This is a genomic window from Paenibacillus contaminans (genome assembly GCF_003285015.1).
In the GTDB taxonomy this organism is placed as follows: Bacteria; Bacillota; Bacilli; order Paenibacillales; family NBRC-103111; genus Paenibacillus_V; species Paenibacillus_V contaminans.
The window spans coordinates 101618-127048 of sequence record NZ_QMFB01000006.1 but is presented as its reverse complement, the minus strand read 5'-3'; the positions used below and the strand labels follow the sequence as shown (position 1 = coordinate 127048).

General features: G+C 51.2%; 21 protein-coding genes. 5 read left to right on the top strand and 16 right to left on the bottom strand.

Annotated elements, in window-relative coordinates; all coding sequences use genetic code 11:
- Positions 1-19: 19 nt before the first annotated feature.
- Positions 20-679, top strand: coding sequence for a helix-turn-helix transcriptional regulator (locus DQG23_RS12555; protein WP_113031197.1), 660 nt, complete (start codon positions 20-22; stop codon positions 677-679).
- A 73-nt stretch (positions 680-752) separates the two neighbouring features.
- Here DQG23_RS12555 and DQG23_RS12550 read toward each other — a convergent pair whose 3' ends face one another.
- Positions 753-1649 (bottom strand): AraC family transcriptional regulator, encoded by an 897-nt coding sequence (locus DQG23_RS12550; RefSeq protein ID WP_158560432.1) that lies wholly within the window; start codon positions 1647-1649, stop codon positions 753-755.
- Between the two features lie 178 nt (positions 1650-1827).
- Between DQG23_RS12550 and DQG23_RS12545 the strand changes: the two genes are divergently transcribed.
- Entirely contained in the window at positions 1828-4020 is a 2193-nt protein-coding gene (locus DQG23_RS12545) for a family 78 glycoside hydrolase catalytic domain (protein WP_113031195.1), read from the top strand.
- 158 nt (positions 4021-4178) lie between these two features.
- On the opposite strand, the gene DQG23_RS12540 is transcribed toward DQG23_RS12545, so the two are convergent.
- Together DQG23_RS12540 and DQG23_RS12535 are read right to left on the bottom strand one after the other, a co-directional pair.
- Complete coding sequence (locus DQG23_RS12540) at positions 4179-6191, bottom strand: YhgE/Pip family protein (RefSeq protein ID WP_113031194.1); 2013 nt, start codon at positions 6189-6191, stop codon at positions 4179-4181.
- 85 nt (positions 6192-6276) lie between these two features.
- Complete coding sequence (locus tag DQG23_RS12535) at positions 6277-6882, bottom strand: TetR/AcrR family transcriptional regulator (protein ID WP_113031193.1); 606 nt, start codon at positions 6880-6882, stop codon at positions 6277-6279.
- Between the two features lie 243 nt (positions 6883-7125).
- On the opposite strand from DQG23_RS12535, the gene DQG23_RS12530 reads away from it, so the two are divergent.
- Positions 7126-7407, top strand: coding sequence for a cold-inducible protein YdjO-related protein (locus tag DQG23_RS12530; RefSeq protein WP_113031192.1), 282 nt, complete (start codon positions 7126-7128; stop codon positions 7405-7407).
- 140 nt (positions 7408-7547) lie between these two features.
- Here the strand turns inward: DQG23_RS12530 and DQG23_RS12525 are convergent, their stop codons facing one another.
- Positions 7548-8195 (bottom strand): nitroreductase family protein, encoded by a 648-nt coding sequence (locus DQG23_RS12525; RefSeq protein ID WP_113031191.1) that lies wholly within the window; start codon positions 8193-8195, stop codon positions 7548-7550.
- A gap of 296 nt (positions 8196-8491) precedes the next feature.
- Here DQG23_RS12525 and DQG23_RS12520 point away from each other — a divergent pair, with 296 nt between their 5' ends.
- Positions 8492-8827, top strand: a complete 336-nt coding sequence (locus DQG23_RS12520; protein ID WP_113031190.1) for a DUF1516 family protein — start codon at positions 8492-8494, stop codon at positions 8825-8827.
- A gap of 79 nt (positions 8828-8906) precedes the next feature.
- Here DQG23_RS12520 and DQG23_RS12515 read toward each other — a convergent pair whose 3' ends face one another.
- The 7 genes from DQG23_RS12515 to DQG23_RS12485 all read right to left on the bottom strand — a co-directional run bounded on the left by DQG23_RS12515 (position 8907) and on the right by DQG23_RS12485 (position 18323).
- The gene (locus DQG23_RS12515) at positions 8907-9527 is read right to left on the bottom strand and encodes a histidine phosphatase family protein (RefSeq protein ID WP_113031189.1); all 621 of its coding nucleotides are present in this window, start codon (positions 9525-9527) and stop codon (positions 8907-8909) included.
- A gap of 43 nt (positions 9528-9570) precedes the next feature.
- The gene (locus DQG23_RS12510; protein WP_113031188.1) at positions 9571-10389 is read right to left on the bottom strand and encodes a protein kinase family protein; all 819 of its coding nucleotides are present in this window, start codon (positions 10387-10389) and stop codon (positions 9571-9573) included.
- A 12-nt stretch (positions 10390-10401) separates the two neighbouring features.
- Positions 10402-11193 (bottom strand): class I SAM-dependent methyltransferase, encoded by a 792-nt coding sequence (locus tag DQG23_RS12505; protein WP_113031187.1) that lies wholly within the window; start codon positions 11191-11193, stop codon positions 10402-10404.
- Between the two features lie 965 nt (positions 11194-12158).
- On the bottom strand, positions 12159-13091 hold the full coding sequence (locus DQG23_RS12500; RefSeq protein WP_113031186.1) for an aldo/keto reductase: 933 nt from the start codon (positions 13089-13091) through the stop codon (positions 12159-12161).
- Between the two features lie 5 nt (positions 13092-13096).
- The gene (locus tag DQG23_RS12495; RefSeq protein ID WP_113031185.1) at positions 13097-14104 is read right to left on the bottom strand and encodes a Gfo/Idh/MocA family protein; all 1008 of its coding nucleotides are present in this window, start codon (positions 14102-14104) and stop codon (positions 13097-13099) included.
- A gap of 326 nt (positions 14105-14430) precedes the next feature.
- Positions 14431-16233 (bottom strand): NHL repeat-containing protein, encoded by a 1803-nt coding sequence (locus tag DQG23_RS12490; protein ID WP_113031184.1) that lies wholly within the window; start codon positions 16231-16233, stop codon positions 14431-14433.
- A gap of 737 nt (positions 16234-16970) precedes the next feature.
- On the bottom strand, positions 16971-18323 hold the full coding sequence (locus DQG23_RS12485) for an MFS transporter (RefSeq protein WP_238177867.1): 1353 nt from the start codon (positions 18321-18323) through the stop codon (positions 16971-16973).
- Between the two features lie 202 nt (positions 18324-18525).
- On the opposite strand from DQG23_RS12485, the gene DQG23_RS12480 reads away from it, so the two are divergent.
- The gene (locus DQG23_RS12480; RefSeq protein ID WP_113031182.1) at positions 18526-18801 is read left to right on the top strand and encodes a hypothetical protein; all 276 of its coding nucleotides are present in this window, start codon (positions 18526-18528) and stop codon (positions 18799-18801) included.
- Positions 18802-19232: 431 nt separating this feature from the next.
- Here the strand turns inward: DQG23_RS12480 and DQG23_RS12470 are convergent, their stop codons facing one another.
- The 5 genes from DQG23_RS12470 to DQG23_RS12450 all read right to left on the bottom strand — a co-directional run bounded on the left by DQG23_RS12470 (position 19233) and on the right by DQG23_RS12450 (position 24979).
- The gene (locus DQG23_RS12470) at positions 19233-19631 is read right to left on the bottom strand and encodes a FixH family protein (RefSeq protein ID WP_158560431.1); all 399 of its coding nucleotides are present in this window, start codon (positions 19629-19631) and stop codon (positions 19233-19235) included.
- A 159-nt stretch (positions 19632-19790) separates the two neighbouring features.
- Entirely contained in the window at positions 19791-22232 is a 2442-nt protein-coding gene (locus DQG23_RS12465; protein ID WP_238177866.1) for a bifunctional diguanylate cyclase/phosphodiesterase, read from the bottom strand.
- A gap of 353 nt (positions 22233-22585) precedes the next feature.
- Positions 22586-23236: a L,D-transpeptidase family protein gene (locus DQG23_RS12460; protein ID WP_238177881.1), complete on the bottom strand. Its 651-nt coding sequence runs from the start codon at positions 23234-23236 to the stop codon at positions 22586-22588.
- Positions 23237-23345: 109 nt separating this feature from the next.
- Positions 23346-24350 (bottom strand): ROK family protein, encoded by a 1005-nt coding sequence (locus DQG23_RS12455; protein ID WP_113031177.1) that lies wholly within the window; start codon positions 24348-24350, stop codon positions 23346-23348.
- Positions 24329-24979 carry a D-sedoheptulose-7-phosphate isomerase gene (locus DQG23_RS12450; protein ID WP_113031380.1) on the bottom strand — a complete coding sequence of 217 codons (651 nt, stop codon included), beginning with the start codon at positions 24977-24979 and terminating at the stop codon, positions 24329-24331. Before DQG23_RS12450 ends, DQG23_RS12455 begins: the two co-directional genes overlap by 22 nt.
- Positions 24980-25431: the final 452 nt, after the last annotated feature.

The following is a 25431-nucleotide window of genomic DNA, read 5'->3' as shown; positions in this document are numbered from 1 at the left end:
TACGGAGAGGTACATTCGAATGAGAAAAAAAGAACCGCAAGGAAAAGATGGAACTGCCGTCAGAACTAGAAGGGCTATCATAAAGCTGCTGAAGGAAGAGGGGCCGATGGATGCCCTCCGGCTAGCGGAGCATTTCGGGGTGTCCGGAATGGCTGTGCGGCAGCACTTATACAATTTGCAAGAGCAAAATCTGGTCACTTTTGCGGAAGAACCGAGGGCTATGGGCCGTCCTGCGAAAATGTGGAGACTGACGCATGAGGCCAATCGTTTATTTCCCGACGGGTACGCCGATCTTACCGTCAGCTTAATCGAGTCGATGAAAGAAGCTTTCGGCGAAGAAGGCTTGGAGAGGATGCTCGATATTCGCAACCATAAACAAGTGGAGGACTATCGGCATAAAACGCCTGATAGCCTGTCTTTACGCGGGCAGCTGGAGGCACTTGCGCAATGGCGCACATCTGAAGGGTATATGGCGGAAATCATCGAAAATCCCGATGGAAGCTTCTGTTTCGTGGAAAAGCATTGCCCGATTTGCGCAGCCGCAGCGGCTTGTTCGGGTCTCTGCCGCAAGGAGATGGAAATGCTTCAGCGCATTCTCGGCGATTCCGTGTTTGTAGAACGCAGCGATCATATTTTAAAAGGCGCAAGCCGGTGCGTCTATTTGATCAAGCCGATTTAAGTTTTCTCGAGCCGAATGTTCAAATCAGCAGATTTTCGTTTTACCGATCTTTCCATACCCGCTCTGTCCCCAGTCATAACCTCCCGCCCGAACGGTACTTATTCCGGTATTCCCTCGGCGACATGCCCATCCGTTTTTTGAAAAGCTTGTTATAATGGCTCAAATCCCCGATTCCTACGCTTTCCGCTATGCAAATGATTTTGTCGTCCGTTTCGCGCAGCAGCTTGAGAGAAGCGTGAATACGCACCTCGCTTCGGTATTCGGTGAACGTTTGGCCTACCGTCTGCTTGAACTTTTCCGTGAAGCTCGTCTGGCTCATTCCGCACATTTGGCATACCTGCTCCAGCCGGATCGGCTCGGCGTAATGCAACTCGAGAAACTCGCATACCCGTCGAATGGCCGTCGATTCATTGGACTGGAACAGCGTCTGGACAACCCGTTCCTCATAGCGGCGGCTAAGCCACACGAGCAGATCGATCAGTTGGGCTTTTACGGAAATACGGTAGCCGAGCGCTTTTTGCTCATACTCCGCCACAAGCCTGTCAAGCCGCTGACGAATCTCGCGCGCCTCGGGAAGCGTCAGCTTCATATGCGATTCGAAGTCCGGGTTTTGCCTCATGAACGGTTCCACATAGAAAAAATTGACGAACGGCGTCACTTCCGACAGTACATGAAGCTCCGATTGCAGAAATGACGGCAGAAAAAGAACGTTATAAATTTCCATGGGAAGACCGCCGACGACTCGGTAATCATGCACGGCGTAAGGCGGAATCACGAATATATCGCCTTTGGAAACCGGAAAAGCATGTCCCTTGTACAAATGCTCGCCGGCGCCTTCCGCCACATAAACGAGCTCGACGAAATCATGCGCATGCGGCGTCGGCTTCCGTTCGGGCAGCGTTTGCATCGGAAAGCAAGCGAATGGAAATCCCTCCCCTTCCAAATACCGCTCCTTCGGGTACAGAATCATTTGGCTCTCTCTCCTGATCGCTAGTGATATTCTAATTGTAGAAGAGGAACCCCTTCGTGACAAGCTTCGGTAAAACGGCCCAATTCCGCGGCAATAACTCCGAGATTCCAGGCTTTTATTCCGGTACGATACGCCTATATGCACTATCCCCGGCAATCGCCGGAAAGGAGCCGAGCAAATGGATAAACAATGGTCCGCCACCTGGATCATGGATCCCTTATTCGAGGGTTTGCAGCCGATCGATCTTTTTCATAAGGAAATGACGACCGTAACGCTGCCTTTGCATAAGGAGGAATTGAAAAATCGCCACATGCTGGCAAGAAAAACATTTAAGCTGGATAACAGTGCCATCGAACGTGCAATGCTGGACATTACGGCCGACGACTATTATAAGGTTTATGTCAACGGACGTTTTGTCGGACAAGGTCCGGCGCAAGGCCCGTACGACCATTACCCGTACAACCGGTATGACGTTGCGGATTATTTGCGGGAAGGCCCGAATGTGATCGCCGTCCACGTCTATTATCAAGGACTCATTTGCCGGGCGTTCAACAGCGGCGATTACCGCCAAGGCCTGCTCGCCGAGCTGAGCGTAAACGGCACACTTGCTGCAGCGACCGATTCCAGCTGGAAGGTCACGTTGGCTCCGGAATATGCGGACGGCGGCATTGTCGGCTATAACACGCAGTACTTGGAAAATATCGATAACCGCCTGAAGCTGAACGGCTGGAAGCAAACCGGCTTCGACGACTCGAACTGGTCGCGTCCGGTTGTCCATAAGGAGGACGATCACCACTTGCTCCTTCAGCCCACCACTCCGCTATCCGTATACCAAGTAAAGCCCGAACGCATGATTCCGCTTGCGGATAACGGCTTTCTGCTCGATTTCGGCGGAGAAATAACGGGCCAATACATCATGAAAGCACAAGGAAAAGAAGGGCAAACCGTCGAGATTCGATGCGGCGAGGAGCTGCTGGACAACGGACGCGTCCGATATGAGATGAGATGCAACTGCACCTATAAGGAGCTTTGGACGTTATCCGGTTCGGAGGACGAGCTGGAATTTTACGATTACAAGGCGTTCCGCTATGTTGAGGTGCTTGCTCCTTGCGGCTTAATTTTGGATACGGACAGCTTTGCAGCCGTCGTCCGCCACTACCCGATGGACGAAAAGGCCTGCGTATTCGAAACGTCCGATCCGATGCTGAATGCGATTTGGTCGATCTGCAGAAACGGGGTCAAATACGGTGCGCAAGAAAATTATGTGGATTGCCCATCGCGCGAGAAAGGCCAATATTTGGGCGACAATACCGTGATCGCTCACGCGCATCTTTACCTGTCAGGCGATTTGAAGCTGTTTCGCAAATCGCTTTACGATTTCGCTTTATCCGTTCGCACATGCCCGGGATTGATGGCTGTCGCTCCCGGTCATTTGATGCAGGAAATTGCCGACTACTCGTTTCAATGGCCGATGCAGCTCCTTGAATACTGCAAACAAAGCGGCGACATCGCATTTACGCGCGAAATGCTCCCGACTGCCGTTGGTATGCTCAAGCATTTTGAACAATTCGAGCGTGACGACGGCTTGCTCGTGCAGGTCGCCGACAAATGGAACCTTGTTGATTGGCCCTTCGGGCTGCGGGACGGCTACGACTTCCCGTTGGATAAGCCGGTCGGTCCGGGCTGTCATAACGTCGTCAATGCGTTTTACTACGGAGCGATGACCGCCGTCGAAGAGCTGGAGCGGATTCTCGGCATTTCGGAGAAAGCCGTGACGGAGGAGCGCCTTTCCTTATTCCGACAGTCGTTCCGCAAGACATTCCGTAACGGGGATACGCGGCTGTTTGTCGACGCGGAAGGCTCCCGCCATTCATCGCTTCATGCGAATGCGCTGCCGCTGTTATTCGGCCTGACAGCCGTTGACGACCGCGCCGAGGCGGTAAAGCTTCTTCGCGCCAAACGGCTGAGCTGCGGCGTGTATATGGCTTATTTCGTTCTCAAAGCGCTGGCCGCAGCCGGAGAACATGATTTGGTATACGAGCTTATACGCTCGGAAGAGCTGCATTCCTGGGGCAATATGGTCAAGGAAGGCGCAACAGCCTGCTTCGAGGCTTGGTCCAAGGAGCTGAAGCAAAATACGAGCCTATGCCATCCATGGGCAAGCGCGCCGATTCCGCTTCTTATCGAGGAGATCATCGGCTTGAAGCCCGCATCGCCGGGCTGGCAAACCGTTTCGTTCCGGCCGCGGCTGCCCGAAACGCTCGAGCGGATCGAGCTTGAGTTTCGCATTCCCGCCGGCCGCGTTTGTTTCTCCTTCGACAAGGGAGAAACGAAGCTATCGCTTCCGGAGGGCGTCCGGCTCGCCGAATGATAACCAGCAGCCCGAGAGCTTGATTCCAGTTCTTGGGCTGCTGTGTTATTAACAGGCCCACGCGGTGTGCTGATAGGAAAAAAGCTGCCGAGATATTCTCGACAGCTTTTGTTCGCTTCAATCTGCGCCTCGGCTAGGCATATAAAAAATTCGAGCGCTTAAACCTCGACGCTTTCGATTTTCGCCGCCGGCCGGCGTTTATGGATGACGATAAAGTAGGTCATCGTAAGAATCGCGCACAGGCCTGTGAACATGGCCAATATACCGGCATTTTGCCAGAAGAATCCGAAATCGCCGCTTGAAATGACCGCTTTGTAGCCCGATACGGAATACGTCATCGGCAGCCATGCCGTAATATGCTGCAGCGCATCAGGAATCAATTCCACAGGGAACGTTCCTGCGGAGGTTGTCAATTGCAGGATCAGAATGACGATCGCCACGAAACGTCCCGGATCGCCCATCGTCGTAACGAACAATTGAATAAGCGCCATATAAGTCCAACTGGTCATCAGACTGAACAGGAAAAATAACGGCATGCTTCTCACTTCGATGCCTAATCCGTAAAGCAGAACCAAATTGACGACTACCGCCTGAATGGCGCCGACGACCAGCATGAAGCCGAATTTGCCCAAGAACAAGGCCAAACCTGATTTAGGTACTCCCGCCGGCTCGCGAAGCGGAAAAACGATCGTCAGGAGCAGCGCGCCGACGAATAAGCCGAGCGACAAGAAATATGGCGCAAAACCTGTGCCGTAGTTCGGTACCGGGTTCAGCTTCTCCTCCTCAACCTGAACCGGGCTGGCAACCTTATCGAACAGCTCGTCGGAGCCTTTGATACCCGACGTCCGATCCGACGCTTCCTGCAGCTTGCCGGAAAGCTCGTTCGTGCCGCTGGCTACCGTGCTTGCCCCCTCGCTCAGCTTCTTGGCGCCTTCCTCAAGCTTCATCGTGCCGTCGGATAACTGTGCGACGCCGCCGGACAATTGCGCCAGGCCGCTTTCGAGCTTCGCTCCGCCTGCCATCAGCGTCACGGCGCCGCTGGCAAGAGCCGACCCGCCTTGCTTGGCTTCGCCAAGCTTTTGGGCGAACAGCTCCATCCCGGACACGAGCTGCTTCTCGCCATCCAGCAGCTTAACCGAACCGTCCGCAAGCTGCTGTTGGCCCGCCGACAACGAACCCGCTCCATCGGCCAGCGCTTTAGCCGTGCCGACTAGCTTCAAATAAGACGGGTCTTGCGCCAGCTCGGGATGTACCGCGGCGAATTGCTCCAAACCTGCGGCCAGCCCAACCGCGCCTTCGTTTAGCTTAACGGCTCCGTTCACAGCGCTGTTAAGACCGCTTTGAAGCTGAACGGTTCCGGCTTCGGCTTGCTTCGCTCCGTCAAGCAGCTTGCCATGGCCTTCTTCCAGCTGCGTTAATCCTCCAGACAGCTGTCCCGCTCCCAGCTTCAGCTGATCGAGACCGGTCCGAAGCTGCCCTGCGCCGCCCAGCAGCTCATTCACGCCGTTCTTTAGCGGCAGCGTGCCTTGCGCCAGCTTTGCAATATTTTCATCGATCGTCACGATGCCGGTTTCCACGCTTTTGGTGCCGTCAGATAGCTTTAACGCTCCGCTTGCAGCTTGGGAGAGTCCGTCCGACAGCTTGTGAATGCTTGTAAAAACCGTTTCCGTGTAAGCTTTGGTCAACTGGCTCGACAGCTCCGCCTTCATTCGGTCAACCGCCGTCTTGCCTATTTGCGATGACAAGAAATTGAAGCTTTCGTTCGGATAAAAGCGGAAAACCGCCGGGTCCGGGTGTTCTTCGAGAACATTGGTCGCTTTGGCCGAGAAATTTTCCGGAATTTCGATGCCTAAATAATATTTATTTTCCTTCAATCCCTGTTCCGCTTCCGCTTTCGATACAAAATTCCAGTTGAAGCCCTTCGTCTCCTTGATCTTCTCGACGAATTCGTCGCCGAGCTTCATTTCTTTGCCTTCGAAGGTTGCCCCCTTATCCTCATTGACGACGGCAACCGGAAGCGTATCGAGCTTCGCATACGGATCCCAGAACGCCCATAGAAACATCGAGCTGTACAATAGAGGAACGAGCGCTACGGCTAGAACCGGAATTAGCACTTTTTTGTTTTTTAACACAGCTAGCAATTCTACCATAAAATATTTCGGGCTTTTCATGACCGACCTCTCCTATCCTTATACCACGACAATCGCGTTTGTATCCAAACTGAATATATACATTATGACCATTTCGTCCAATAAGTCATTTTACTTCTAAAAAAACAGCTGCATCCTTCACAGCCAAGCCTTCGACCAAGTATGTTTGAAACAATTCGGCAATGTTTCGGTTGCTCAGCGGCTGCGTGCCGCGCTTATCCCAGTCGTGTACAAATGCGACATACAGCTTCAAAATAACAAATGCCGTAATCTCGGGATCACAGGGCTTGATCTCGCCTTTATCCAGTGAATCCTGCACCTTCCTTCGCACAAATTCGAGTATCGCCCGCTCGACTTGTCGCATCCCTTCGATCGCCTTCGGCGTTCCGATTTCCTTCACTTCATGGGAAAGTCTGATCGTCAGCTCATGCTGCCTCCGAAAATCCAGAAGCTCGAACAACAGCGGGTGCATATTGTCGAACAACGGCTTATCGTCATCCAGCACCTGCTCGGCCAGTCCCCGCATCTCTTGGATGAAGTTGCGCATAATTTCATCGAACAGTTCTTCCTTTTGGGCAAAAAACGTGTAAATCGTGCCCTTGCCGACTCCGGCGATTTTGGCCACATGCTCCATCGTCGTCGCTTTATAGCCCATGAGCGCGAAGCATTTGGCCGCCGCCTCGACGATCTGTTTTCTGCGGTCAGCCGACATACTCGTTATACCTCCTTCGACCCGCCATTTTACGTTATGACCGTTTTCGTCATTCGGTCACTTCGAATTCATTATAAAACAGTCTCGACGATTGCGCAAGAAGATTTTTCATATTCCAAAAGGAAACGCTGCCAAAGCATTTCCGCATTGACAGGGTATTTTAAACATTATTATTATAGAAACTATGTGTCGGAGAAATCCGGCACGCCAAGGGCGGCTTAGACAAAATAAGGAGGAACCGACATGCATATTCGTCCGTCCGACGAAACGCAAACACAAGGGGAGCAAGGAAACGCCGTGCAGGAGTCGAAGGAAGCTGTTCAACCGAAGCCGGAGCTGAAGCATACCGTAGTATGGAGATGCAAGGACAGCGCATGCAAAGCGTGGGTACGCGAGGAATTTGCCGAAAGCGAGTATCCGCCGTGTCCGCTATGCAAAGGGCCGACGATTCGCACCTTCAAGTTTCTGCCTGACATGCCCAAGAAGAAAACGAGAAAACCGAAGGCCGGCGGATCGAAGAAATAAAGAGCAAATCCGCAGGTACCATGACACCATTGCTCGAACTCGCAGAAAAAACGCAAACCTCCAACCCGCATGCACAGCGGTTTGGAGGTTTGTTTGCTTAGGGAAGCAGGAGGCAGGCTCCTGTTTGCGTATTGCTATTATTAGCCGTTCATATGGTTCCAATACGTTACATCGTCCACGGACATGCGAGCCGTCGGATGGCCTTCTTTCGCCGCTTTGCCTAGCGCGATAAGCATGACCGGCGCATATTGCTCCGAGATGCCGAATGCTTCCTTCAGCTTCGCAGCATCGTAACCGCCCATCGGCACGGTATCGTAGCCTTTGGCCTTCGCAGCCAGCATTAGCTGCATGGAGACGAGCCCGCCGTCGACTAATGCGATATCTCTGAGCTTCGCCGGCGGCAGCGAGCCGTACATGCCGACCGTGCGCGAAACGAAATCCGTTTTCGTCGCTTCCGACATATATCCGGCTTTCACCGCCTGGTCGTAAATAAGCTCCGCCTTCTCATAGCTCTTTAGATCGGCAAGCACCGCAATAACGGCCGACGCTTCGACAACCTGCTGCTGATTGAACGCGATAGGCAGCAGTTGCTGCTTCCGTTCCGCATCCTGAATGACCAAGAAACGCCAAGGCTGCAGATTGGACGAGGAAGGCGCAAGCACGGCAGTCCTCAAAAGTTCGTTGATCTCATCTTTCGAAATCGCGAAATTCGGATCGTAAACCCGGACGGAACGGCGGCTTTTCACAACCGTCAAAAAATCTTGCTTCTGTTCGATTTGCATCGTCATCTTATATCCTCCAAGTTTGTTTGAATGAGTTAACTGTGTTTTAATAAGTCACAGTATATATCGTTAACTGCATCATTGTCAAGCACAGTATATCCGGATGAAGAAGCTTACCGAAGTTAGCGTCAAGCAAAGCTGCAATCCGCTCACTTTATGAACATTGTGTATACAATGTCAAGAAAGCATTGCCATAACGATCGCTTCGCTGTTACTATTCAATTGGGTCAAAATGCTGCAAGCTCCCGCTCTCCGCGAGTACGGTTAAGCTGCAGCGACAACTTGCTCAGGAGGCTTCATTCATGTTTAATATGTTCTACCAAATGCACACTGGCTCTTGGCTGATAACGATTATTTTGTTCATTCTAAGTTTTCTGTTCCAGGGCCAAAAAGTAACGCCGATGCTTCTCCGTTTGTTTTATCTCATCATGCTCGTGTCCGGCATCTCCATGCTGTTCATTCTGGAATTCCCGCTGGCGTTCATCATCAAAGGCTTGCTGGCCGTCGTCATGATCGGCAGTATGGAAATGATTTTGGGCCGCAAACGCCGCGGCGAGAAAACGATGCCGCTTTGGCTCGTATTCGTGGTACTGCTAGCTATCGTTGTTCTGATGGGCTTCAACGTCATTTCCTTCTAATCAGGTTTATTATGCGCCAAAAAAGCGCAGCTGCGATCGGACAAGCTTTCGTCCTTTCGGCAGCTGCGCTTTTTATTCACTATCCCGTAAACTGGAGATGTTTCGTATCCCCGAGCTTCTTCAGTAAACGCAGGCCCGTATCATGGACCGACAGCTCGGTAATGCTTCCGCTGGGCGTTTGGAAATGGGCGTGCTCCAACGCCTCGGAGGGAAGCTTCAGCCACCAGGCGATAAACATCGTAGCTGCAAACCCGTGCGTAAAGATCAGCATATTTTCGACACCTTCGGATTGGAGCTTATCCAGCTTCGCATAAATCCTTGCCATAACGTCTAACCTGGATTCCGCCCCCGGCAAGCTTCGGTACGTTAATCTGCTGCCCGTCAGCGGTATCGTATTCCGATTCAGCCATTCTACCGATTGGCCGGTACCTTGACCGATATCGATTTCGCGAAAGTCCGCAACCCGCTCGGGTACGAATCCGGCGATGCCGCCCGATATTGCAGCCGTCTCCAAGGAACGTAATAAATCCGACGTATAAACGGAATACTCTTTGATGTTCGGGTAATCGCTTAAAACATGGCCAACCTGCTCTGCCTGCTTCCTCCCCAACTCGGTTAGCGGCCAATCGGTCCAACCGCCTGCCATGCCGCTAACATGATGCTCCGATTGGCAATGCGGGATGACGATCATCGATTTCATTTCTATTTTCCTCCGTAAGATCGTTTGCAATTATGCCTGCAAACTAATTTATCGCCTTCAGCCATTCGCTGTAAAAAGTCCGCACGCTATCGTAACGCTCTCCCCGTTCTTTGGATGCGGCTTTGCTTGCCACCCGATAGGCCGCTTCGGAGCCTCTCCAATCTTCGCGCGCGCGGCTGCCGTCTGCGAGAAAGACGAATGCGGCCGCTCCCATCGTAAAAACATTCGTTATTTGGTCAATTCGGCTATGCTTCACAAATTCCTCAGGAGCCATAAAACGGCTGGAGCCGAATAAGCGATCCGTCTGGAGTAGAAACGGCCCTTTGGCATAATGATCAAAATCGCATAAATGCAGCGTATCGGTCCCGAAATCGTAAATCATGCAGCCGTCATAAAAGTCGACCGCGACAAAACCTTTGCTTTCCAGATACTGATGGATGTCATATACCGTCGTGAGCGTTTTTACGATTTTGGCGGCAGTCAGCTGTCTGAAGCGCAAATGAGGGGAATCCGGGTGGTTCCGCCCTTCCTTGCCGGGGAAGTCGGGTGTACCCATTACTTGGCCGTCCACCCACTCGTAAACGAGGGCAAAGCCGCGATCGGTATGGAAAACGTTTAGAAGCTTCGGGATATTCGGATGACTTACAGCATTATGGAACGCTTCCGCATTTTTCATATATCCGACGGCTTCCGTGCTCTCCGCATATTTGACGAACCAGTTTCGTTCCGCCGTACGGACGCCGTAGGAGATGCAGCCGGAATCCTGCTTATCGAATACCTGGAAAATATCCCCGATGCCTGACAAAAAAGAGATTAAATCCTTATCGATTTTTTCAGCCGTCAATAATGGGCTTTGGTTCACGGGCGGCGCCTCCTATTCGTTTTTGGATTTGGCATGGATCAGATAATGAAAAGTAGTCATCTTCAGCCCTTTATCGCTGCAGTGGCGGTCGAATTGAACCCGGACGTCGTCCATGATTTCGTCCCTGACTTGCTTTGCCACATGTTTCTTCTGACCGAAGCAGAGCAGCTCGATCACATCTTCTGCCGATCTTATATATACCGTCTCGCGCAAAACGCGGTTAACCTTTACGTTCAGACCGCTTTCCGAGAGTCTCGATTGAATGAGATCCCCTACGGGCGTCCCTTTGGCCGGCGGCGGAAACAATCCGGGAAAATAAACGCCAAGCTCTCCGCCCTCGCCGTTCCCGTCTCCCGGATGCAAGGACAGGACGTCTCCGCCCGCTTTGACTATTCTCCCCGCCTCGGGGTACCAGCTGGTCGGCCCTTTTTTCGTATAAGCGACGTCGAATTCGCCATTCCCGAAAGGCATTCCGTCTTTCGTGTTTCCAAGAACGAACCGGACGTTCGTTTTTTTATTTGCGTTTGCCGTCGCAAGAAAGCCTTCGGTAGTATCGAACCCGACCACTTCTTCGGCCCGATCCGCCCATAAATTTGTAAACTCCCCATGACCGCAGCCGACATCGAGCACTTTGCCGCGTATAAGCTTTGCAAGCTCCTCTTTAAAAACGTCTTCAGCCGCAGTCCCTTCTGACGTAAACGTCCACGGATAAGCGTAGCGGCCCGTCTGCGCAGCCAGCTCGTTGCACCATTCCTTCGACTGCGCTCTCAACCACTCCGGATGCAAAGTTACATTAGGAAACAAATTAGCGCCACCTCCATACTATTTTGCCGGCCGGCATCAATAAACATATAGCAAAATTTACAAAAAGTGTAGACTTATAATCATCCGTCGTTTATACTACTATTATAAGGAGCTAGGAAGAGGCATCTCTATTTGTTGGCACCCATTAACGCAGACTCAACACCGTCATCAGGTGTTTTTTTTATTTTCAGGGATTTCTGTGAGCCGCATGGTATTATTTCGGGCTGCCACAAGGTATCCTGATTATCGATCTTTTGGCGGGACCTCGCCCCTTGCGGCGCTGAACAAGGATAAACGCTATCGAAGAAAGCGACTTGTAAGCATAAGCTGGGACGCGCGCGTTTACCATCGAATATAAGCACTTGATACGTGAAACATATAAAATTCCGCGTATTTAAATAAACCGCCTTGCGGCGGCTTTGGCGTTCGATATACGTTTGTCGTTGACGTCGCAATGGGTATTAGACGGCCACAGCCGGTATTCCCTGCTACTTGCCCCTTCTCGCTCGTCGATTGCATGCGCTGCAGTCACGTTTTACCCACTTGGAATCGAGCTCGGCTTGCTTTCCCCGTCTGCAATCCGAAAACGCCTGTTTACAGCGGGTATTTTGCTCGGCACACCGGCAAATCGGTCTTCTAAGCCGGCAAAATCTGACTCCAGCGTAAGGCCAACCTCGACTTCTTGCTCCAAGTCGGCTATTTCGGACTACGCATATTGAAGAGTTTTATGGACAGGTATGTGTATCGATGAAATGTAAAACAAATAGATTCGTTGATATCACAAGGATAACCGGCTACGCCGTCCTTAAGGACGCGCGCGTTTACCGAGAAGTCGAACAATCAACGGAGGATTTACTTTCTGCGACTTTACAAAAGAACCTTCATTTCCACTTCTATCGTGGTCATGAAGGTTCTTTTTTATCTTCAGCTGCATGGCCGCTTAGCCGTACGAATAACCGTTAAGCCTAATCGGCCGACAAATCCAGCCATGCGAGCTCTTCTTTCGTTAACCGCACGTCCGCCCCCACTTTGCAGGAGTCCATTTCTTCCTGATTTTGCGGACCGATCAGCGCTGCCGACGGGAATAGCTGATTCAAAACATATGCGAGCGCGATTTGAATCGTCGTTAATCCTTTGTCGCGGGCCATCCGCTCGGCACGGTCAAAGCGCTCCCAGTTGGCGTCGTTATAAAAGACGCGGACCAGATCCGTATTCTCCAAGTTATCGCGCGTAAAACGGCCTGTAAAGAAGCCCCGTGCTTGCGACGACCAGGACAAGAGCGGAAGCTGGGTCGCTTCATGCCAGCGGCAGGCTTCTTCGTCGACGGAAACGCATCCCGGCCAATACGGTTCTTTCGCTTTCGCCAGGCTTAAGTTCGGACTGCTGAAGCTGAAGCCTACAAGACCGTTCTTAGCCGCGTAATCGTTCGCTTCCTGAAGCCTCTCGTGCGACCAGTTGGAGCCGCCGATCGCCCGAATGCGGCCGGCTTCGATATGCTCGTTTAACGCTTCCAGTATAACGCCGACCGGCATCTCCGGATCGTCTCGATGGAGAGCGTATAAATCGACGTAGTCCGTCCGCAAACGCTCTAGGCTTATCGCCAAATCGTGGTCGATGCACGCTTTGTTGACCCGCGGCCCGTTCGCGTCATGATGCGCGCCTTTCGTCAAAATGACGATATCGTTCCGGTTGCCGCGATCGGCCATCCAATTGCCGATCGCTATCTCGCTAAGCCCCCCGCCGTAGCCATATGCGGTGTCCAACGTATTGCCGCCGATCCCGATATATAAATCAAGCAGTCCGTTTACCTTCTCCTGAATTTCCGGCTTGTAATAGTCGGTACCCATGATGAGCTGGGTAACCTTCTTATCGAGTCCCGCAATGGTAATTGCATTCATTTGTCCTATTCCCCCAATTGTACGCGAATGCGCTGATCGGCAGACTGCAGGCAGGCATCCAATATTTTCATATTGTGAACGGCATCTTCAGGCGCGAATCGAGGTTGTCCTCCCCATACGGCTTGAGCGAAATCATCCGCCTGAAGGGCATATTGATTGACGGGCTGGAACGTTTCCTCACGCTGCTCGCCGCCTACGAAAACCGAGAAAGCGGATGCTTGATCCGGCGCGGCTACAAAAGCGGATGGAAGATAAATGCGTCCTTCCGTCCCGAGTATTTCCAGCGTATTTCGGCCGCTCGCCCACATCGCGCAATCGAAGGTCAACCCGATGCTGTCCGGGAACTCGACAAGACCCGACGCCATCATATCCACGTCTCCATGCTCCGGCGAGAAAAACGCCTGAACGGTCGCCGCAACCGGCTCCTTGCCCAATATGTAACGAGCGGCGGAAAACGGATAGCAGCCGATATCGTAAAGCGCCCCTCCGCCCATATGGCGATGGAAGCGGACATTTCCCTTTGCCCCGGACGCATTAAACGTAAATGTGCCGTGAATGCCGCGGATCGTTCCGATCTCGCCCGATTCGATAATTTCTTTAACCCGGTCATATCTCGGATGGTGGCGATACATGAACGCTTCCGCCAAATGTACGCCTGCTTTCCCGCAGGCGGCGACCATTTCTTCGGCTTCCGCCGCATTCAGGGCGAACGGCTTCTCGCAAAGCACGTGTTTCCCCGCTTCCGCCGCGCGGATCGTCCATTCTTTATGCAAATGATTAGGCAATGGGATATATACCGCATCTATCGATTCGTCTTCAAGAAGCGCTTCATAGCTGCTGTAAGCGACTGGAATGCCCAAGCTGCCGGCCGTCGATTTTACCTTCTCTTCATCGCGGCTGGCAATGGCCGCTACCTCGCCTGTCTGCGACTGCATAATCCCTGGAATGACAGAACGAATCGCGATGCCGGCGCAGCCGATAATTCCCCATCGAAGCTTTTTCCCGTTGTTCATCCTTCTCACCTCGTATGATATTAGTACGACTATATTGACATTATAGATTGGCGTTAATTAAATGGAAATAATATTTTATTGATCGAAGATAAAACAATATTGTCATCTGTACGATTCCTCAACAAGCACCCTGTCCATTCCTCAGGTCAAGCGCAGGTTTCTGCGATTCATCCGCCAGGATAAACGGCTTCTTCGTCCTAAACGCTTTCGAAAAAAACGTCTTCGTAAGCATACGCTAAGTAAAAACTTGATAAGTGAAAATATAAAAAACTTATATTAAAAAAGAAACGAAGCACCCTAACCTGGGTACGTTCGTTTCTACGAAATCACTTTTTATGCAGTGCGTATAAAGAAGTTTGGACCGAGAAATAAATATCTCCGGATTCCGTAACGGTCGCGCAGCGAATCTTGCCTGGCAGACCGGCGATTAAAGAGGCCTCTCCGGTCATCACATCGATTTCGAGAAGCTCCTTCCCGCAAAATGCCCCAATTTTCCGGTCATCCAGCTTGACGATCCAGTTGCATTCCGTTTGTGTAGGTATAGTGTGGCCAAACGATTTCGCGGCAACATCGAACAAGCGTATTTCTTTCCCGACGGCAAGAGCGACTATTCCGTTACCGGCAGCGATGCCATATCCGGTTTGTTCGCCTTCGGGAAGCTCGACCTGATGCACCAGACCTTCGCCGGGCTTCCATATACCGAACCGGCAGCCGATATCTTTGCGGAAGGCAAGTCCGCTAGCGCCGCCGTTGGTCGTAAAATACACATACTCGCCGTCAGCAGCCACCCCCGCTACCTGCTGCTCCGGAATCGGGTCGTACCAGCTTTCCACTTCCATCGTTTCGGGATCCAAGCGGGACAATCCTCCTCTGTACGTCCCGTATTTCGCAGACCATCCTGTCCATATGGCGCCGTCCGGTCCGATGACGCTTCTTCCTTCCGGCCGGATCAAATCCGGTTTTACGGAACGAAGCGTTTGCGGATTCACATTGTTCACTTGATCCCATTCCTCCGCCGGATCATAAACGATATGATCTCCGCCGGCGTATGCCGACATAAATAACCGCTCGCCGACAAACACCATACCGTACACTTCGCCGCCGTGATTGGAAACCGACGAAGAATTCCAATATTGTCCGTTTTCCGGATTGCAGCTGAAAATCGTTTGACCGAAACCGCTCGCTCCCCATATTTGGCCTCTGCCGTCAGGTACAAGCGCAAATATTTCGGTAACGGGCGCCTCGGCCGGAATCTTTCTCAATTCGATGTCGATCGGCTTCTCGCAGTCCGATTCGGCGGCAGGCGCATCCGCAATGAAATAGTCTTGTCCCCTGAAACCCGCCAATTTTCCGCTTTTCAGCTTGATCACAGACACGTTCTGACCGTTACGTAGCAGAACTTCTTTAGGGCTGAGCCGCCCCTCCAGTCCGCCGGCTTCGAGCGGCTCGAGCGTTTGCGGATGATAAAATGCCATGACGCCATTCGCTTCCGTACAAATAAATTGTTCGTTGATCTCTTTGATCGTCGCGCCGGGTTCGCCGAAGTCCGAAAAAATGCCGTCTTCGATACGGTAAGCCTTCAATCCGTTCGTATCGAATCCGAAGGAGACGAATATGTAGCCCGGCGCTTCTCCCCATACGGGGCGGCTGTATAAATTTTTCTCGTTGCCGGATACTTTGCCGAGATTTTTCAGCGTATGTGTTGCCGGATCGTATTGCATAAGCGAGCAGCCGGGATAAGTTCCGCCATAAACCTTATCGTCGGAGCCAAGTGTCATTTGCCAAAAATACTCTTCGCCAAACGACTTGAGCGGTTCCGCCCAAGTTCTGCTTTTCAGATCGAAAACATGCAAATAAGCCTGCTCCACGCATGTTCCGATAACCAGCTTCTCATCATGCCAGTTTACGATTCCCCATGCGCCGTTTCCGACGGGAAGCTCGAAAGATTCCCCTTCTCCCGTCAACGCATCGATCAGTATGATCGTGCCCGTACCGCCAAGCGCGAAGTTGGACAACACATACTTTTCTTTGCCGTCCTGCGGATCGACGACGGATGTATGGCCCAAGATGTTAAAATTACGGCAAGGCATCGCCACATAACGATATTCGGCCTCATAACAAGTGCCCAACGCAGAGATTCCTCCTACCTATACACCTCTTAAATACAGGTATTATAGTTGTATTTGAGCATAGTGTAAAACGCTGCCATCCTTCAGTCAATACCTATTTTCCGGTTTTTGGATGCTTGTAAGGGAGCCGTTCGCCGTGCCTGGCACAATGCCGGCTATGAAGAAACCAATCCGTCTATTCTTGTAGAAAGCAGCCTAGCAGGCTGACCATGATCTACGATTCACTGCCCGTAAGGAAAAGGCATTGCAGTAAGACAAGCCTCGCTATCTCTCGCCGAAAGCCCATGTTTTGGGGCATATTAAGGAAAAGTTTACTATTAGTTAGAAAAACCTCACTCTTTCTAACAGAAAACCGTATTTTGGTGAGTTCATGAGGCAAACGCAATTATTAGTGAGGCAAACGAAATTGATAGTGGTGTTTGCCCCACTATCGGGACAGAAGGAGCATTTTACCGGTGAAATAGTGAGGACAGCCTCATGAACAATAAGGTTTTTTTCCACTAAGCACATGGTACGTGAATAACCATTACGATAACCGTGTTAGCTTTCGTATCCAGGTCTTCATCAATCCGTTGACCGCATCAAAAAGCAAGGTTCCGGTGCTGTTGTGCCTCGTAAGAACCGTCGGTTTATGATTAGAAAAAAAGCCGCCCCCCGACGGGAGACAGCCTTTCTTCAATTACGTTGTTTTACTGTTATTAACTGTGCTTTTATGTAACCGCCGCAGCTCCTGCGTCCTAATCCCTTTGCGGTACGACTGTCCGTCTGGAGTCCGGCAAACGCACCGTCAAAAACAAAATAATAACGCCGATCGCTGCACAAACCCAAGCCATACCGTGCAAATGGGAGGTCGTGATATTGGAGCCGAACAGCATGGTAAGCAGACTGGACGACAAAATCGTGCCGATAAAACGCGAGGTCATAAACAGCCCGGAGGCGATCCCGGTTTCTTCCTTGGCGACGAACTCGTACAAAGCCGTTTGCATCCCTAAATTATTGAAGCCGTAGCTGATGCCCGACACTGAAAGCACCAGAAAAATAACCGCTGCGCTCGTCTGGCCTTGTATGATCAGCAGCAGCAAAGTACCCAGGATGACGGTTGACGTTCCGAGGAGAAGAGCCGGCTTCGGACCGCGCCGGTCGATCCAGCGGCTGGCAAGCGGCGTAATGACGACGCTGAAGCCTGCAACCGAAAGCATGACGAGCCCGGTATGCTCCGCATCCAATAAACGTACTTGTTGCAGATATGAAGGCATTCCGAACATGATCGAGTAGAAAACAAGATTCATCAAAATGAACTGCAAGTAGATCATCGTAACCTTCCCGTTTTTCCGCAGGAAGGCGACATCGATGAACGGCCGCTTTTTGCCGAGCTCGAAGCGGTATAACACGACGGTTAGTACCGTGCTGACCGCCAGCATCCACAAGCTGAAGCCATCCTTAATGGAAAGCAAAAACAACAGCCACATGAAAATCGCCGATGAAAATAACGCCACGCCGGTCCAATCCATGTCCGACAAGCTGCCGCTCCGTTTCGGATCGCGCGGAAATACTTTCCATGCCAGCAAGAAGGAGCCCAGAATAAAAGGAAAATTAAACAAAAAGATTAGCGGCCAGTCTCCGTAATGAACGAGCAAACCGCCGAGCGTAGGTCCGAATGCGGCGGAAGTGCTGGAGAAGACGGATAAAACGCCCAGCGCTCTCGCCTGGTTGGACGTAATTTGACTGCGGATGATTCCCATCCCGGACGGAAACAAAGCGGAGCTTCCGAATGCCTGGATAACGCGAAATGCAATCAGCCAGCCGAAGCTCGGCGATAACGGCGCAAGACAGGAAGCAAGCGTAACCAGCAGCAACCCCATCATAAACACCCGTTTGCGGCCGAACAAATCGCTCCATTTGCCCATGACCGGCTGACCGATGGCGCTCGCGAGATAATAAGTGGAAATCAGCCACGAAACGTCGGCGAAGGTCAGCTCGAAGCTTTCCTGCAGCCGGGTCAAGGCGACCGAAATCATCGTCGTATTAAGCGGATTTAACAGCGTGCCTAAAGCTACGGCGGATATGAGCAGCAATTCCGTTCTTTTCATACCCCGGGAAGGTGCGGTAGTCACAATCATTCACCTCAATCGATTCTAGGTTCGTATGGTCTATTTATCATAAACCAAAATGCAGCGGCACGGAATGACAAGTTTATTTCGTCCATTGGCCGTTCATCCATTTTTGATCATCGCGGGACCCCGTGTTCGACATCTGAATACGTTATTAAAGCTATATTTAGGGGGAACTCCAATGAAAATCTGGAAGCCGGCCGCACACGCGGACTCGCAGGCAAAACCGTTCTATCCACGACAAATTCCGAACGTAAAATCGACTCCCAAAGCAAGCCCGCCTCCTAAACAGACCCCGGCCGGGAATGTGAAGGTGATCGTGAAGAGCGCCGGCCCCTCAACTCCCGGTACGGTTCGGAAAAAGCGTGAACTTCCCGAAGGCGAAGTACTTAACAGTTCTTACGACGAGCTGAGCGGCATCGCTCCGGATGTTATACCGAATGAACTCCTACGTTAAGCATCGTCATAAAAAGCTCGTTTCGACTCGGCACGAAACGGCATGGAAGTCTGATAAACCAATAAACCGTTCGGCAGCGGCCGAACGGTTTATTGGCGTGATGCCATATCGTTGATACGCACCAACCTTCATCTTGTATACTAGTAGTGTGACAGCTCCAAAGGCGCCGAATAACATAATTTCGAATCCAATTTGATAAAATTTCGAAGAAAGGAATAAACTATGCGCAAACGAACCAACCATATTTTCGTTCTGCTGATCGCGATCGCTTGTCTCATTCCTTTTCTGCTCTTATGGTTGTTTGTACAAGTCATGAAATCTTTATGATCGAGCATGATAAAACGCCTTCCGCCGCCATCTCGCGCTATACCCTCACGATTAAGCTCGCATACCGAAAAACCGCCGGCAATCGCTCAGCGGTTTCCAACCCTTTATTGAACCGTAGCGGCTCCGACGACCAGTTCCTTTTGCGGACTTACAATGCTGTCCCGGGCCGTAACATGTGCGGTTATTTCATAAGTTCCGTCTTGGGGGAACAGCTTTTTGATCCGATAAACGCCGTCCTGCCAATGAGCTGCGACAATACTTTCCGGGTTGGCATGATCCTTCTTTTTAATTTCGAATTTGACTTCTTGCGCGTCTTTGACCGTTTCGGAGCCCTGCTTCACGTGAGCTTCAATTAAAGTGGCCCTTCCTGAATATACGGGATCCTGTACCGTCTTGATCTCGACTTGAACGGGCTCGGATTGAACGGCGCTTCCTGAAGTGCAAGCGGTTGCGGACACAAGACTTATAATGCCGATAAGCAGCAGCGATAATTGTTTTTTCAACTGGTTGTACCTCCTCATGGTGTTGGATGATGCGGGATGGATGTGTACGTTTTCTTTACACGTTTAACTTTATAGGAGAACCATCCGCATGTCACCAACCACTAGGGGGATTGTGCAACCAGCCACTGTAAAATATTTCAATCGGCAATGCCGATCGTATTATCCGGAATGCTTTTCTGCGTTTATGCTGACCCATAGCTGCTCCCTGAAAACCGTCGACATTTCCTCTACCGAAATCGGCCTGCTGAAAAAAAATCCTTGCGCCTCGTCGCACAACTTCTGCTGAAGAAATTGCAGCTGCTCCCTCGTCTCTACGCCTTCCGCGATCACGTTCAAATCCAAATAATGGGCGATTTTGATTATCGTCTGTACAAGCGCCGTGTCCTTCGCATCCGCTAAAATGTTTTGCGTAAACGATTTATCGATTTTTAAGCTGTCGATCGGAAAAAGCTTTAAATAGCTCAACGACGAATAACCCGTTCCGAAATCGTCGATGGAAAGATGGACGCCCATGTCTTTGAGCTTCCGCATTGTGGAAATGGCATATTTGGAATCCTGAATGATGCTTTCCGTCAGCTCAAGCTCGAGATATTTAGGATCGAGTCCCGTTTCCTCCAGCGTTCGCCTGACATGCTCGACAAAATGGCTTTGCTGAAACTGGCGCGACGAGATGTTCACCGCGACCCGGACGGGCTGGAATCCCATGGACTGCCATAACCGGTTTTGCCGGCATGCCTCAACCAGCACCCATTTCCCGATCGGAACGATCAAACCCGTCTCCTCCGCAAGCGGAATAAAATCGTCTGGCTGCAGGTCTCCCAGCTCCGGATGCCGCCAGCGAATCAGCGCTTCGATACCGATTACCCTTCCTGTACGAACATCTACTTGGGGCTGATAATAAACTGTAAATTCCTGGCGTTCGAGCCCTTTGCGCAGAGCGTTTTCCAGCTGCATTTTTTTCGTGATCGCTTCATTCATGTCCGGCGTGTAAAACTGAAAGCTGTTTTTGCCCTCTTCCTTAACCCGATACATAGCCGTGTCCGCATGCTTGATCAGCGTATCCGAATCTTCGCCGTCAGCGGGAAACATACTGATGCCGACCGATGGGGTGACAAATACCTCATGCCCTTCCAGCACGAAAGACTGCCTGAAAACGTCAATGATGTGCTGGGCTCTTTTCGTTACTTCGTCAGCGGAACAATTCGGCAGGATAATGATGAATTCATCTCCGCCTTGACGGCAAACCGTATCCGTTTTGCTAAGGCCGTCTTGCAATCTCGCGGCAACCTCCGTCAATAATAAATCGCCGATTCTATGGCCAAGCGTATCGTTGATCGTTTTGAACCGGTCCAAATCGATAAAGAAAATGCCGATCGTCTGCTTGTTCTCCCCCGCCTGATCCAATGCGCGCACAAGACGGTCGTTCAACAAAAGGCGATTCGGCAAACCGGTCAACGGGTCGAGATAAATCATTCGATCGATTTTGGCTTCGGACAGCTTGCGCTCCGAAATATCCCGAATAATGCTGCTGAAATACGTACAGCCGTCTTCAACCCAAGTGGCCAGCGAAAGCTCGATCGGAAATTCTCTTCCGTCTTTATGCAGGCCTTGAAGCTCGACCGTTTTCCCGATCATGTGAGAATTGCCTGTCGCCAAGTAACGCTCCATCCCTTTTTGCTGCGCTTCCCGATAACGTTCCGGAACGATAAGCTTCAGGTGCTTCCCGGAAACCTCGGTCTCGAAATACCCGAAAATATGCCGCGCCCCTTTGTTCCATGAGAGGATAATCCCCCTGCTGTCCGTCAAAATAATGGCGTCGTTGGCGGACTCGAACACGGACCGAAACTTTCTTTCGGACTTGGTGATTTGAAACTCGAATTTTTTGTCCACATAAACGCTTATAAAAACGAAGCTTAAAATCAAAAAGGTACCGATCCCGACCAAGTAAGCGATGAGGGTGCTGTCGAACGAGATTCCCGGGGTTACGGTTACATGCCCCACATGACTGATTTTGGCCGCCGACATCCCTGTAAAATGCATCCCCGATATGGCAAAGCCCATGATTAAAGCGCTTCCCGTTTTTCTCATCCATAGACCGGGTATGCTGGAATTTTGGCGGATCGCAAAAAGCAAGTATAACGCCACCAAAGAAGCCGTGAACGCGATAATCGCGGAAAATACGACAAGCCCCGGCACATACTCCATTTTCGCATCCATAAGCATGGCTTCCATCCCGATATAATGCATGGAGACGATCCCCATCGCCATAAAAAACGACCCGAAAAATATTTGATACGTCCTCATCGTCGGCCGGCTTACCATATGCAGGGCCAGCCCCGAAGACAAAATGGCGGGAACAATCGACAGCACGACCAAAAACAAGTTATAGGTGACGGTGACAGACAGATGAAGGGCAAGCATCGCGATAAAATGCATCGACCATATGCCCATCCCCATCGCAAATGCGCCGCAAAACAGCCATAAGCTGCGCGACAAGCCGTTTCTCGCTCTCGCTATGCGAATTCCCAGATCCAAAGCGGCGAAGGAATCCATGACAGCAAGGAGAATGGAAAGTAATACTAAAGGCACATGATAATTCATCGAAATTGTCTCCATAGAGGGTCTTTTTGTCTCCCTATTTAGATTCGGATGGCTTGCAGGAAAGCACGGTTCATTCATTTTTATTCGCATATTTTGGCAATTACTAACAAATTAATTGTTTAATACCAAACACTATTCGCCAAAATACCGTTTTTTCCTTCCAAAAACTCATAGAAAGTAAAGGAATAGTTCGTTTTTCCTAATTGCGATAAAAGTTTACATCCCTCCAAAAGCGAAGTATACCTCTAATGTTTATATCGGTTACTTTCGGGGAAGCCCCGTTACCCTAAGGAATTTCTTCCCGTAATTTCATAGACAGCAAAAAGAGACCTCGGTAAGAGGTCCCTTTCGCTTTATTCAAGTAATCCAAGCATGATATAAATGCGTTCGCTCACTACACCGTCCTGAGGCATTCGATGATCCCGTTGAAACCGTCTAAGCGCTTCCGCTGTAGAGGAACGAAATTTTCCGTTACATTCCCCCTTGAAGTAGCCTGCGATCTTCAGCCGGTTTTGAATCAGCTGAACGTCGGCGCCGGAATCGCCCTCCGCCAGTCTTCTTGGCTCTTGATTCGCATCGCCAAGGACATGACCGAAAATTGTAACTTTCGTCCCGACCGGTATCATCTCGTACAGCTCTTCCACATCGCGATTTCTCATCCGTATACAGCCGTGGCTCAAATGCCGGCCGATCGAATATTGCTTGTTCGTGCCATGGATTCCGTAAGTCCCCCAAGGCACATTTAATCCCAGCCAGCGAGGGCCGAAGGAGGGTCCCCAATCAGTCCCTTTATAAACGATTTTATACTCGCCGACCGGAGTAGGCGTCGAAGGGTTCCCTACTGCCACAGAATAAGTTTTGAAGTGCTGGCGATCCTTCAACACAATTAGTTTATGGCGAGCCGGATACACCTCGATCGAATAACCGCCTTGGTCCTTCACAATCGGAAGCGAAGGATCCGCGTAAACCGGCTCGGCTAGCACAAGTCCGATCGCAAGCGTCATAACGGCGGCTTTTTTCAGCAATAATAATTGAAAACAATGGATTCTGAACATGTCATTCCCGCTTTTATTGTAATCGTTCCATTGTTTAAACTGCCCTCTTTGTTGCCGGTTAATTCCTCTGAAAATTCGGGTCCGATAGCGCATTCCATGCGACAGACAAGCCGGCATAATCGCCTACATGCTCTTGAAGGCCTGCCGGCACGATCCGGCATACGGACAAAGAACGAGGCAGCGCTTGACGGCGCAGCTCGTCCATAACGATCGGCTCAAGCAATGCGAGCTGTCTTCCGTATATGCTGCCGATTACGATACGCTCGGGATTAAGCAGATCGACAAGCAAGGCAAGCCCTCTGCCGAGCTGCTTGCCGACAATGGCGAATATTTCGAGTGCAAGCGGATCACCAAGCCTAGCGGCTTCCCCGACTTTTTGCGCTGTAATCGCGGCAAGATCGGATACCGAGTGACAAAATGCCTGCGTATCGCCCAGACGAATTCTCTCTTCGGCCATTTTGACCGCCAACTGGGCGATGCCACCGCCGCTGCAAAAACCTTCGAAGGACCCCACTTTGCCATATCCCGTAGGACCATCGTCCTCCATGCGCATATGGCCCACTTCACCCGCCATATCATTGGTTCCGGAATACAGCCGCCCGTTTAAAATAAGACCCGATCCCATTCCGGTCCCGAAAGTCAGGAAAATCATATTGCTGCAGCCTTTGCCGGCTCCCCATCTCCATTCTGCCAACGCGCATGCATTGGCGTCATTTTGCAGACTAACCGGGCAAGAGAAACGTTCGCGAAACGGTGCGCAAGCATCGATCCGATCCCACCCCGGCAAGTTGGGCGGCGACAGAATGATCCCCGCTTCGCTGTCCAGCGGTCCGCCGCAGCTTATGCCTATCGCGGCGAGAGCGTCGTCCGCCACACCGCTCGCAAGCAGCAAGCGTTCCAGCTCCGACAGCAGCGTTTTCATGACATGTTCCGGACCGCGTTCCGTAGGAAATTGAAACTTGGCGATCAGTTCGATTCGTCCGTCGTCCTCCAACACGCCTAGACTAACCGCGCATTTCGTTCCGCCGATATCGATTCCGGCTAACACGTTTCGGTTCGGCATGGGAAAAACTCCTCCTCTAGCATGATGCACAGCGCGTGATAAATAGGCAAATGCCGTTCCTGAATGTCCGGCGTCCGTTCCCACGGCACACATATCGTAACGTCGCACAATGATTTCAGCATGCCGCCGCTCTTGCCCGTCAAGCCGATCGCAGACAGCCCCATCGCTTTGGCCGTCTTAACGGCGAGTACGACGTTGCGGGAATTTCCCGACGTGCTAATGCCGATTAGCGTATCGCCGCGCCTGCCGTAGCCGTAAACCTGCTGGGCGTATATCATGTCGGCGGACACGTCGTTGGCGTATGCCGTCAAAAATGCGGTATGGCTCGAGAGAGAAATGGCGGGCAAAGCGCCTTGCAAACGATCGGCAATATATTCGCCCTCTTCCGGGTAGAGCGATGTAAAACGCGCCCGCTCTTCAGCACCTAACAGCCTGGGTGACATAAAACCCTTCATTAGCTCGCCTACGATATGCTCGCCGTCGGAGGAGCTGCCTCCGTTGCCGCATATGAGCGTTTTTCCGCCGTTCCGGTAGGTCTCCTTCAACCGAAAAAAAGCTTGCTCGATATCGTCCCTGCATTGCCCAAGCTCCGGATATTTCGTTATCAATTGTTTCCATGCGGGCTGCATTCCCATTCTCTCCTTTAGTCCCGGGATGATTGAATAAAACCCGGTGTCTTCGCTATTCGCCTTTTCGTTTATTTTACATCGTATCGTACCGGGTGTATTGGCTTTTTCTATCGAGTCGCTGAACAAATTCAATGGCGTGAAAGGCTCGTAATCAATCATTTTATTACCGACGAAATCGACGGCCACGAGATCAAGGGTAACCGGCTTCGCCGTCCTCATTAGGGACAAGCGCGTTTACAGAGATTTAGAGCCGCTTCCACGATGTACTCTCTGAAAATCAAGAAAACCGTCCGGAAATCACGGACGGTTCTTTGGTGCTTGGCTGTACGTTTGCGTGTGGAGGAGGTAGCGGGTTGGGACTTCAACTGCTCTTGAAATTCGTGTTTCATTGAATGAGCGGTAATAACACGATTTCTAAGGGCCCATAGCGAAGCTCCTTTACGGCCCCATAC